This window comes from Mesorhizobium sp. M7A.F.Ca.CA.001.10.2.1, assembly GCF_003998575.1.
Classification (GTDB): Bacteria; Pseudomonadota; Alphaproteobacteria; order Rhizobiales; family Rhizobiaceae; genus Mesorhizobium.
Genome location: NZ_RZQY01000140.1, coordinates 1 through 11034 on the forward strand (window position 1 = coordinate 1; position 11034 = coordinate 11034).

The 11034-nt window shown below is 62.8% G+C and carries 9 protein-coding genes; 1 reads left to right on the forward strand and 8 read right to left on the reverse strand.

All coding sequences use genetic code 11. The features are described from left to right. Window positions 1–68 precede the first annotated feature (68 nt). Window positions 69–950 carry a 3-hydroxyisobutyrate dehydrogenase gene (mmsB, locus tag EN964_RS11990; protein WP_127269795.1) on the forward strand — a complete coding sequence of 294 codons (882 nt, stop codon included), beginning with the start codon at window positions 69–71 and terminating at the stop codon, window positions 948–950. A gap of 320 nt (window positions 951–1270) precedes the next feature. Here the strand turns inward: mmsB and EN964_RS11995 are convergent, their stop codons facing one another. The 8 genes from EN964_RS11995 to EN964_RS12030 form a co-directional block, all read right to left on the reverse strand. Further along, on the reverse strand, window positions 1271–3706 hold the full coding sequence (locus tag EN964_RS11995; protein WP_127269793.1) for an FAD-dependent oxidoreductase: 2436 nt from the start codon (window positions 3704–3706) through the stop codon (window positions 1271–1273). Window positions 3707–3899: 193 nt separating this feature from the next. Beyond that, the gene (locus tag EN964_RS12000) at window positions 3900–4544 is read right to left on the reverse strand and encodes a cytochrome c oxidase assembly factor Coa1 family protein (protein WP_127271457.1); all 645 of its coding nucleotides are present in this window, start codon (window positions 4542–4544) and stop codon (window positions 3900–3902) included. A gap of 81 nt (window positions 4545–4625) precedes the next feature. Then, the gene (locus EN964_RS12005; protein ID WP_127268235.1) at window positions 4626–4991 is read right to left on the reverse strand and encodes a hypothetical protein; all 366 of its coding nucleotides are present in this window, start codon (window positions 4989–4991) and stop codon (window positions 4626–4628) included. A 143-nt stretch (window positions 4992–5134) separates the two neighbouring features. Next, complete coding sequence (locus EN964_RS12010; RefSeq protein ID WP_127268234.1) at window positions 5135–6514, reverse strand: aspartate aminotransferase family protein; 1380 nt, start codon at window positions 6512–6514, stop codon at window positions 5135–5137. Window positions 6515–6561: 47 nt separating this feature from the next. Beyond that, on the reverse strand, window positions 6562–6702 hold the full coding sequence (locus EN964_RS12015) for a capsid protein (RefSeq protein ID WP_127268233.1): 141 nt from the start codon (window positions 6700–6702) through the stop codon (window positions 6562–6564). A gap of 68 nt (window positions 6703–6770) precedes the next feature. Continuing rightward, window positions 6771–8843 carry a prolyl oligopeptidase family protein gene (locus EN964_RS12020; protein WP_127268232.1) on the reverse strand — a complete coding sequence of 691 codons (2073 nt, stop codon included), beginning with the start codon at window positions 8841–8843 and terminating at the stop codon, window positions 6771–6773. Window positions 8844–8911: 68 nt separating this feature from the next. Further along, window positions 8912–10084 carry an MFS transporter gene (locus tag EN964_RS12025; protein WP_127268231.1) on the reverse strand — a complete coding sequence of 391 codons (1173 nt, stop codon included), beginning with the start codon at window positions 10082–10084 and terminating at the stop codon, window positions 8912–8914. Between the two features lie 163 nt (window positions 10085–10247). Then, the coding region (locus EN964_RS12030; RefSeq protein WP_127276392.1) for an MFS transporter at window positions 10248–11034 on the reverse strand (787 nt) is incomplete at its 5' end.

The following is an 11034-nucleotide window of genomic DNA, read 5'->3' on the forward strand; positions in this document are numbered from 1 at the left end:
GCCTACTGCCTACTGCCTACTGCCTACTGCCTACTGCCTACTGTTAGCCCAAATCACGGAGCACCACTATGACGATCGCCTTCATCGGCCTAGGGAACATGGGCAATCCGATGGCCGCCAACCTGGTCAAGGCGGGGCATGCGGTGAATGGTTTCGACCTTGTGCCGGAGAACCTCAACGTCGCCAAAGAACAAGGCGTGACGATCATGGCGAATGCCTTGGCCGCGGTGAAGGATGCCGACGTGGTGATCACCATGTTGCCTGCGGGCAAGCATGTGCTGTCGGTCTATGAGGACATAGCGCTCAAGGCGAAAAAGGGCGCACTATTCATCGATTCCTCGACCATCGACGTCGAGTCAGCCCGCAAGGCCCATGCCGTCGCCAGGAAGCACGGGCTGTCGTCGATCGATGCACCGGTCTCGGGCGGCACCGGCGGTGCCGCGGCCGGCACGCTGACCTTCATGGCCGGAGGCTCCGATGACGCCTTTGCAACTGCCGAGCCGATCCTGAAGCCGATGGCCGGTCGCATCGTCCATTGCGGCGGCGACGGCGCCGGCCAGGCGGCAAAGATCTGCAACAACATGATCCTCGGCATTTCGATGATCGGTGTCGCCGAAGCCTTCGTGCTGGCGGAAAAGCTCGGCCTGTCACACCAGGCGCTGTTCGACGTCGCCTCGACCTCCTCCGGCCAGTGCTGGTCCTTGACCACCTACTGCCCGGTGCCCGGGCCGGTGCCGACTTCGCCCGCAAACAGGGACTACAACCCAGGATTTGCAGCGGCACTGATGCTGAAAGACCTGAAATTGTCCCAGGAAGCCGCGCATGGTGCGGGTGCTGTAACGCCGCTTGGTGCCGAAGCAGCCCAGCTCTATGCCTTGTTCAACGCCCAGGGACATGGCGGGGTCGATTTCTCCGGCATAATTAATTTTCTCAGGGGTAACCCAGCGTAACCCCCGGATTTTTCCGGTTTCCTTGGGTGGAAAAAGTGCAAATTTAGATTTGCTTAAGCTCTCGATAACTCCGCGGTAACGATGTCCCTATAAAACGGACTGCGAGGCGGACATATCTCATCCGCCCGGCGCTCCGGATCAGGTCTCGCGTACCGGAGCCCGTAAGTTTCGACAAGTGCCATAAGTTTCGCAAAGTGTTTGCGTAGCGAAGCGCCATGCGTATCTGGCAAAGCCGCGTTCCTGATGGAGCGCGGTTTTTGCATTTTGCCCTGCAGCACGTTTTGAGACATCGATAACCCGGAACTGTACTCCGGGATGCCTCACATGCGCCCGCGGGCGCCTTCCGGATCATAGGGCGAGTCGGCGATCACCTTGGCCGCGCGGCGCTCGCCGAGGATGGACACCTCGAGCTCGGTGCCGGGCGACACAAGTGCCAGGGGCAACAGCGCAAGTGCGATGTCGTGACCGAAAGTGTAGGAGTAGCCCGCCGAGGTGATGTGGCCGACGAGCTCGCCTTCGCGGTAAACGCCCTCGAAGGCGAACGCGCTCGCACCATCCGTATCGATCGACAACGTGGCGATCCGGCGTGTCACCTGCTTCTGTTTTGCGACCAGTGCCGCGCGGCCGATGAAGTCCCCTTTGTCGAGGCTGATGAATCGGTCGAGGCCGCTTTCCCAGGCTGACAATTCGGGGTTCATGTCGCGATACATGGCGCGGTAGGATTTATCGAGACGAAGCGATTCCAGCGCTTGAAGTCCGGCCAGCCTCAGCCCGTGTGCCTCTCCCGATGCCAGGAGCGCATCCAGCAAATGCCGCTGATAGCAGAGAGGATGATAGAGTTCCCATCCCAGTTCGCCCGAATAGTTGACGCGCAGGAGCCGTACGTCGCTGGCCATGCCGACGGTGCCGGACTGCACGCTGAACCATGGAAAGGCTTCATTGGAGAGGTCGATCTCCGTCAGCGGCTGCAATATGTCGCGCGCCTTCGGCCCCACCACCGTGAAGCTGCCGCGATCCTCCGTGACGTTGCGCAGATGCACGCTGCCGTCCTTCGGCAACAGCCGGCTGAGATCGTCAAGGTTCCAGCGCTCGGCGCGCGGCGTCGATATGAGATAGAACAGCTCGCTCTGCAGCCGCGCCACCACATATTCGGCCTGCACGCAGCCGGCCGGCGTCAGGTGATGGGCAAGAGCTACGCGACCGGGACGAGGCAGCCTGTTGGCCAGGATTCCGTCGAGCCAGTCCTTGGCGCCCGGCCCGCTAACCTCGAACTTGGTCATGGGAGTCATCTCGACCAGCCCAACGGCCTGGCGGACAGCCTGAACCTCCGCGGCGACGTGGTTCCCTTTGGGGGTCCAGCGCCAGCTGTAGACATTGCGCGCTTCGACACCGGCAGGCGCAAACCAGCTCGGCATCTCCCAGCCGTTCAACACGTCCCACACCGCGCCGAGCTGGCTTAGGCGATCATAGGACGGGGCCGTTTTCTGCGGTCGCGCCGCCGGCATGTCCTGGCCAGGATAGTGCTGTGCGGCGTGGGTGCCCCAGGCTTCCCGGACCTTTGCCCGGGTCCAGTTTTTGTTTGCATAGTGGCCGAACCGACGGGGATCCAGCTCCGTCGTGTCGATGCTGTTGCCGCCCTCCACGATCCGTTCGGAGAGGTAATAGCCAATCGCACCGCCCCAAAGGATGCCTCCCGGCACCCCTTCGGCGAGCCAGACATTCTCCAGACCCCACGCCTGTCCCATCAGCGGCAGTTCATCGGCCGTCATCTGGAAAGGTCCTCGCACATTCCGCTTGATGCCGGCGCGTCCGAGCGCGGGGACCAGTTCGGTCGCACGTTCCCAGTTCCAGGACACGGCATCGAAATCCTCATCGAGCAGATCGGCGCCGAACCATTCCGGGACGCCGTTTTCAGCGAACAGCTTGAGCTGCTCGGTGCGCTCGTAGGGACCGAACATCAGCCCGTCGCCTTCTTCGCGCAGATAGCCCTCGTAACCCTCGTCCCTGAGGATCGGCATTTCCGGAAGACCAAGCCGCTTGCGTTCCACAATTTCGGGGACCGCCTCGGTGATCCAGTACTGATGCAGGATCGGGATCGCGGGAATGTCCAGGCCAAGCATGGCGCCGGTCTGGCGGGCGTAATTGCCTGTTGCAAGGATGACATGTTCACAGACGATCTCGCCGCGTGAGGTCTTGACCCTCCACTCGCCGCTCGGCATGCGTTCGAAGCCCACAACCTCGGTATCGAGATGGATCTTCGCGCCACGGTCGCGTGCACCCTTGGCCATGGCCTGGGTGACATCGGCGGGTGCAATGTGGCCGTCATCGGGATGATAAAGGGCACCCAGCATGCTGTTGTTGTCGAGCAGCGGCCAGATTTCTCGCGCTTCCGCGGGCGATACGATCCGGGCCCGCACACCCTGGACCTCGGCAACGTCCATGTAGCTTCTGTACTCGTCCAGCCTGTCGCGCGTGTTGGCAATGCGCAGCTGGCCGCATTTGTGCCAGCCGACGTTCTGGCCCGTCTCCGCCTCCAGCCCCTCATAGATTTCGATCGACCTGGCGATCATGCGGCCGACATTGCGGCTGCGCGCGTAAGAAGGGATGAGCCCCGCGGCATGCCATGTCGACCCGGCCGTAAGCTGCGTTCGCTCCAGCAATGCCACATCGGTCCAGCCGCGCTTTGCCAGGCCGTAGAGAATGCCTGCACCCACACAGCCGCCACCGACCACGACCGCACGAAAGGAACTCACCATATGCGCGTGCCCTTGTATGAAATTGCCACCGGTCCACATGAACGCATGCGCATACTGTCAGACAGCATCCGGCTTTTCAGCATATTTCCTTGTCTGGAACGCAGCAGTGGTCACCCGACTGTTGGGCCACAAAGCCGGCCGAACTGTCAGCCTTCGCGCCCGCGTTTAGGCTGCTTCTTTGCGTTTTGCCCTGCTATATTCCGATTGCAGCATTCGGGATCGGGACATGATCTTCGTTGATCAGCACGATCGGCGCGTCGGCTCCTTCGACCCTGACGACCAGCAGGCGCAGGCTCCATGTGCCGGCTGTCCGGACAGCGGTCGAGTAGGCCGTGCCCTTGCCCTTGGCGCCGTGGACCGGAATGCCGAACTGGGCGTCGCCGGCCCCATTCGCATTGACGTTGAGATGGCCGCCGACCCAGAAACTGTCGGTCAAATCATCACCCAACGCCGCCTTGACGCGGTCGTCGGCGCGAAGCCTGTCCATCGTCATGTGGTAGGCATCGCTGCCTTTCAGGACGTAGGGAATGCTGCCCACCATCGTCGCGCAGCCGCCAATCCCGACAACCCAGACGGCAAGGCCGGCGATTGCCCAGTTGCGTTGCGTCTTGCGAAACTGTTCCGCGTCGCGCCAGGCGCGGTTCTGCCAGGCCCAGCGGCTGCCGCGTGCGCCCAGCACGATGATCATGATGATGTTGACGACAGGGATCAGCGCCAGTAACGCGATGAAAGTGCTGTTGCCGATGCCCCAGATCCAGTTGAGGAAGAAAGCGCCCCAGTTCCAGCGGTCGAGTTCGGCTGGAATTTCAGCCGGCTGGTTGAGCGGTTGTCCGGCCATCGTGTCCCCCATCGGTGACGTACCGACTGATTCTAGCGCATGAGCCCGTCAATGCGCAAAATCAAAGTTCTGCAACTTCTGTCAGGTCTTGTTGGATAGCCGGCGAAAATTCGCTTTCACGGCACGGCTTGCCGGCTTCAGCGCGGCGCTGATCGAGCGCTCCGCCGCGACCCCGTTGAACAGCGATGGCGTGCGGCCGGAAAAGATTTCCGGCCAGAACCGCGATGCCGATTGCAGGAAGGACATTTGCGCCGCAAACACGCCTTCGGCCATAGCGGCGGTCTTCTCGTTTACCGCACGCGCGGTCTCCGTGCTCCATGGCTGACTGCTCCCGCCATCCATGGCCATCAACGGCAGCCGCATCATCGCCACCAGCGGCGCCAGCATCAGGTCGCCGCCGATGCTGGCCGCTTCTTGCGTCCGTCGGCTCTTGCCGGTCTTTCTCATGGAAACAAAACCCCTTGTCGCGGCCGAATCAGCCGCAGCCCCACACACTACGCGCTTGTAGTGGAATTCGTTCGCTCCCCGCGTCAGCATGGCCTCAAGGCTGGGCGCTCCCGCCGAGGAGCGCCCAGCCGAGGGGTCGAGTTCTACCGCTTGCGCAGGTCGGCTTGCGCCAGATCCAACGCCTTCGAGATGCGATCGCAGGCCATATCGATCGTATCACGGGTCCAGATCAACGGCGGCGACAGGATCATCGTGTCACCGGTGGCGCGCAGCATCATGCCGTGCGCGATGGCATGATCCCGCACGGTTACCGCCGCACTTCCAGCCGGCAGGAACCGCTCCTTGGTCGCCTTGTCCTTGACGATCTCGATCGCGCCCATCAGTCCGATCGAACGCACCTCGCCGACCAGATCATGTCCGGCGATGCGCTCCTGCAACGCCTTGGCGAAGTAAGGGCCGGTGTCGTTCCGGACGCGGTCGACCAGCCCTTCGCGCTCGATGATCTCGAGGTTCTTCAGCGCCACGGCGCAGGCCACCGGGTGGCCGGAATAGGTGTAGCCGTGATTGAACTCGCCGCCCTTCTCGACCAGCGTCGAGGCGATGCGGTCGCCGACCAGCAATGCCGACAGCGGCTGATAGCCCGAGGTCAGAGCCTTGGCGGTGGTGATCGTATCGGGCTCGATACCGAGCGTCTGGGCAGCGAACCACTCGCCGGTGCGGCCATAGCCGGTGATGACCTCGTCCAGCATCAGCAGGACATCGTATTTGCGGCAGATGCGCTGCACTTCCGGCCAGTAGCTCGCCGGCGGTATCTTCACGCCACCGGCCCCCATGACCGGCTCGCCGATAAAGGCGGCAACCTTGTCGGCGCCGGCTTCGAGGATCGCCTCCTCGACAGCCCCGGCCGCGCGCAGGCCGAAATCATGGTCGCTCTCTCCCGGCAGCGCCAGTTCATAGGCGTAGGGCATCATCACATGGACGATGTTGGGCACCGCACCGTTGAGCTGCTTGTGCATACCATCCATGCCGCCGAGCGAGGTGCCGGCAACGGTCGAGCCGTGATAGGCCATCTTGCGCGAGATGATGCGGTTCTTCTCCGGCTGGCCTTCCAGCACCCAATAGTGGCGCACGAGACGCAGTGCCGTGTCGTTGGCCTCCGAGCCCGACGAACCATAGAACACCTGGTTGACGTGCTTTGGCGCGATCTCCGCCAGCTTCTTGGACAGCAGCACTGGCGTCGGCGTCGAGCATTTGAAGAAGGAGTTGTAATAAGGCAGTTCCTTCATCTGGGCATAGGCGGCCTCGGCCAGCTCGTCACGGCCATAGCCGATGTTGACGCACCACAGCCCGGCCATGCCATCGAGGATTTCAGCCCCCTCGGAATCGTAGATAAAAGGGCCATTGGCATGGGTGATGATGCGCGACCCGGCCCCGCGCATTTCCTTGTGGTCGGTGAACGGATGCAGATGATGCGCGGCGTCGATCTGCTGAAGCTGCTTCAGCGAATAATTCTGATAGGTCATGTCTGATCTTCCCTCTGGATTCTATCCGGCAAGCCGGGGCGAATGCTTCAGAGGCAGAGAGGTGGCGAATAGCCGATGCGGGCGCACAGCCGCAAAAGCTCGGCGCGCAGCGTACGCGGTGACGGCGTCACCGCGACCCGCAATGCGCGAGCCTCAAATGCGCCAACCAACATCCTGACGAGAGCCATGGCTGGCACCTTAGAGCAAAGGCTGGTCGAGGAGAACCACCCTTTGCTTGGCCCATAACGGAATGAGTCTAGGCCTTGGCTGTCAGCGCCCTCTGCAGGAAGACATATTTCATCGCCGTCTGCGCCGCCTGCGGCCGGCGGTCGCCACGCCCGCCATGACCACCCTCGGTCTCCTCGAAGAACAGCGTCCTGGCATGGCCGGCTTCCTGCAGGCGGGCGGCCATCTTACGCGCATGGCCGGGATGGACCCGATCGTCAGCGGTCGATGTGGTCAGCAGCACCGGCGGATAGGCGGCAGCGGCGTCGACATGCTGGTAGGGCGAGTAGGCTGAAAGCCATTTCGCGTCTTCGGGTTTCGACGGATCGCCATATTCGGCCATCCACGAGGCGCCAGGCGGCAATTCGGCGTAACGCAGCATGTCGAGCAGCGGCACCTCGATGATGACGGCGCCGAATAGCTCGGGATGCTGCGTCAAGGAAACGCCGGTCAGCAAGCCGCCATTCGAACCACCCTGGATGCCGAGTGAGCTTGCTGTCGCGATGCCGCGCTTGACGACGTCCTGCGCGACCGCTGCGAAATCGTCGAATCCGTTTTGGCGATTGCCCTTGAGCGCCGCTTGATGCCAGGCCGGGCCGAACTCGCCGCCGCCGCGGATGCAGGCCTGCACATAGGCATTGCCCTTTTCCAGCCATAGCCTCCCGCGCACGCCGGCATAGCCGGGCAGCAGCGGCACTTCGAAACCGCCATAGCCGTAAAGCAGCGTCGGCACCGGCCCCTTCTGATCGCGCCGCCTGACGACAAAATAAGGGATCATCGTGCCGTCCTTGGAGCGCGCCTCGAACTGTTCCGAGATGAGCGGCGAGGCATCGAAACGCGCCGGCTGCGACTTCACGGTAGCGAGCGTCTCGCCATTGTCGTCAGACCAGATGATCGCACTCGGGGTCAGGAAATCGGTGAAGGAAAAGGACACGGTCGAGCCGAACTGCTCGGCATGGCTGATGCCGACATTGCCATTTTCGGGCAGCGCCACCGGTTTCAGCGACCAGTTGCCATCCTTGCGCTCGCAGACGACGACCTTGCCGCGCACATTGTCCATCAGGCTGATGAACAGCCGGTCCTGCGTGCGGGCCATGCCGGCGATGGAAACGCGATATGCCGGCTCGAACAAGGTTTCGACAGATCCGAGCGCGCCGGTCTCGACCCAGTGCGCCAGATCCAGCGAATAGAGGCCGTCGGGCTTGCAAACCGTGCCGTCGGGCGACGTCCATGGACTGCGCACGCCGAACACGAGCTGATCCCTGAATATTGCCGTATCGGTCATGTCGTCCGGTAGCGGCAGCTGTTTGTTTTCGCCGGAAGGCAGCCGAAGGAAGATGTGCGAAGCGAAGAAATTCAGCGTTCGAGCCAGGACCAGATAGCGTCTGTCACCGTCGTACTCGACAGCGGCACCAACGGCGAGATCCTCTTTCTGCGCCTCGAAGATCGGCGTCGCGTCTTCCAGCTTGGTATCGCGCTTCCACAGCTTTATGACTCGCGGATAGCCGGACTCGGTCTTGTCGGCCTCGTCGAAAGCGGCGGAAACAATCACGGTGTCCTTATCCAGCCAGCTGAAGCCCGACTTGGAAGCGGGCGCGCGAAACCCACCGTGGACAAACGACTTGGTCGCAATGTCGAACTCGCGCATCTCGCTCGCGTCACCGCCATCCGGCGACATCGAGACAAGGCAAAGGTTGAAGTCCGGATAGAGCCGGCTGGCGCCGCTGAACACCCATTTGATCCCCTCCTTCGCCGCAAGCTGGTCGAAGTCGACGATTGTTTCCCAGTCGGGTTTCTCGGTCTTGTAGGAAGCGACCGTCGTGCGGCGCCAGAGGCCGAGCACATTGGTCTTGTCCTGCCAGAAATTGTAGACATGGCCTTTCAACGCAGCGCCGACCGCAATGTTGTCCTCGGCCGTCATCAGGTCGAGCGCGGTCTGGAACGACGCCTGGTAGGACGGATCGCCCTGCAATTCACCAACCGTGATCTCGTTCTGGCGATGTACCCAGTCCAATGACTGTATGGCTGTCCTGTCCTCCAGCCAGAGAAAGGGATCGTCGGTCGAGAGGGTGGAATTCGGCGTCTGGGTGGAAGGCTTGGTCATGAGGTCTCCGATAAACGCGTTGCTTTGAAAAAGCCAACGCGGATAGGCCGTATCGATATTCACTATGCTCAGCGCACAATTGAGGCTTTCCGCCCACCAGCGAGGCTAGCAATAGCCAGCGCCAGGCACAGCAGCCCAAGCGTGATCGGCAGCCCGCCGGCACCCAGAATATCCATGGCGCCGCCCGCCAGCGGCGGCACGGCGATACCGCCGACGCCCCACATCAAGGAAAAGGCCGCATTGCCGGCAACCAGTGCGGAGCCGGTGAAGCGTTCGCCGAGCTCGATGATCGACATCGTGTAGATGCCGTAGGAAACCGCACCCCAGACAAAGATCATTGGCCAGATCAGCGGCGACTCGATGAGAAGCGGAAGCAGGACGCAGCCGAGCACCGTGATCGCGACGCAGGCAAGCCGCACCAGGCGCGCGGAAAGCCTTTCCGCCAGCAGGCCTAGCGGCACCTGCATGGCGATATTGCCGGCAATCATCACCGACAGCAGCGCCGACATGCGGGTTTCGGTAATGCCGTGATGGGTGCCATAGACAGGCAGCAGCGCCAGCGCGCCCTGTTCGAAACCGGCGGCGACTATGACGGCAAACAAAAGCAGCCACGCCAGCGGCACGAAACCCAGGACGGAAACTTGATGCCCGGCCTCGTCGACCTTGGGCAAGCGCGGCAGCACCAAGCCCAGGCAGATGCCGCACAGCACGAAGGCGGAGATGCCGACGAGGAAGGGCGGCCAGCCCTCAGTGCCGACTGCAAGCAGGCATAGCGGCCCGGCCGCGAAACCGGCCGAGATGATCGTCGAATAGACACCCATGACGCGCCCTCGCCGCGCCGGCGGCGCCAGCGCGATGACCCAGATCTCGCTCAGCACATAGAGCGGGTTGGTCACCACACCGATCAGGAAGCGCAGGGGAAACCACAGATAGACATTCTGCGTCCAGCCGATCAGCGCCAGCACGACAGCCGAAAGCGCCGCACAGGTAAGCGCTGTGCGCCCTGCCCCGAACCGGCGGGCCAGCGCCGGGATCAATGGCGACGACAGGATGAAACCAATCGGCGTCATGGCCGCCGACAGGCCGATCATCGCTGGCGAAACGCCCTGGCGCTGCAGGATGAAACTCAGCAGCGGATAGGACAACCCTTGCGCGATGGCGAACACCGAGACGGTCGCGATCACACCGGTGATCGCCGCCCACTGCATCGTCTCGTCCTTGTTCGATTCAACCAAATTCATTGTGCGCACCGCTATCGAGGCTGCAGGATTAGCGATTGAGCAACGTGGTGGTAAGCCCCTGGGAGGCGAAAACCGCTTGCTCCAGACAATGCCTGTCAGGAGGTTGGGCCTGTCAGGAAGTTGGGCCTGTCAGGAAGTTGGGCCGGTCAGGAGGTTGGGCTCGTCAGGAAGCTCGGCGCACGGACGACCGATACAGCGCGAACATCACCAGCACCGCGTCGAGGCCGGCGATCACGACCGGCAGCCCGAGCGGGCCGATGCCTTGCATGAGCACGCCGGCACCGGGTGGGCCGACGATGCCACCGACGCCCCACATCAGTGCAAAGGCAGCGTTGCCGGCGACCAGCACAGAGCCCTTGAACCGGCTGCCGAGTTCGACCAATGCCATGGTGTAGACGCCGTAACCGACCGCGCCCATCACCAGCAGCACGACCCAGATCAACGGCGTTGTGATCAGCAAAGGCAGCAAAAGCGCGCAAACGGTTGTTGCCAGCGCGCAGACGATGATCATGGCGCGGCCGCCAAAACGCTCCGCCAGAAGGCCGAGTGGTATCTGCAGCAGGATGTTGCCGAGGGAAAGCGCCATCACCAGCGAGGCCAGAACGGCTTCCGCCAAGCCGTAGCTGGCGCCGAAGACCGGGACCAGCGCATAGGTGCTCTGCTGGACCGCCGCCGAGACAAGCACGGCAAGCAGCAGCGCCGGCGCCACCTTGGCAAAGCCGACAAGGCCGCTGGCAGGCTGGTCGTCATCCTCGAAACCGGTCAGCTTAGACGAGACCGCGTGCAGGATCACCGCGCAGAGCGCGAAACCGGCGACGCCGACCATGAAGGGCGCCCAGCCCGACGTACCGAGCAGGGTCAGCGCGAATGGTCCGGCGGCGTAGCCGGCGCCCATTAGCGTGTTGAACACGCCCATCACCCTGCCGCGCCGCGATGGCGGCGCCAGCGAC

Coding starts and splice junctions, on each gene's coding strand:
- EN964_RS12005 (WP_127268235.1), bottom strand. CDS start 4,991: ATGAGAAAGACCGGCAAGAGCCGACGGACGCAAGAAGCGGCCAGCATC.
- EN964_RS12015 (WP_127268233.1), bottom strand. CDS start 6,702: ATGGCTCTCGTCAGGATGTTGGTTGGCGCATTTGAGGCTCGCGCATTG.
- EN964_RS12010 (WP_127268234.1), bottom strand. CDS start 6,514: ATGACCTATCAGAATTATTCGCTGAAGCAGCTTCAGCAGATCGACGCC.
- mmsB (WP_127269795.1), top strand. CDS start 69: ATGACGATCGCCTTCATCGGCCTAGGGAACATGGGCAATCCGATGGCC.
- EN964_RS11995 (WP_127269793.1), bottom strand. CDS start 3,706: ATGGTGAGTTCCTTTCGTGCGGTCGTGGTCGGTGGCGGCTGTGTGGGT.
- EN964_RS12025 (WP_127268231.1), bottom strand. CDS start 10,084: ATGAATTTGGTTGAATCGAACAAGGACGAGACGATGCAGTGGGCGGCG.
- EN964_RS12000 (WP_127271457.1), bottom strand. CDS start 4,544: ATGGCCGGACAACCGCTCAACCAGCCGGCTGAAATTCCAGCCGAACTC.
- EN964_RS12020 (WP_127268232.1), bottom strand. CDS start 8,843: ATGACCAAGCCTTCCACCCAGACGCCGAATTCCACCCTCTCGACCGAC.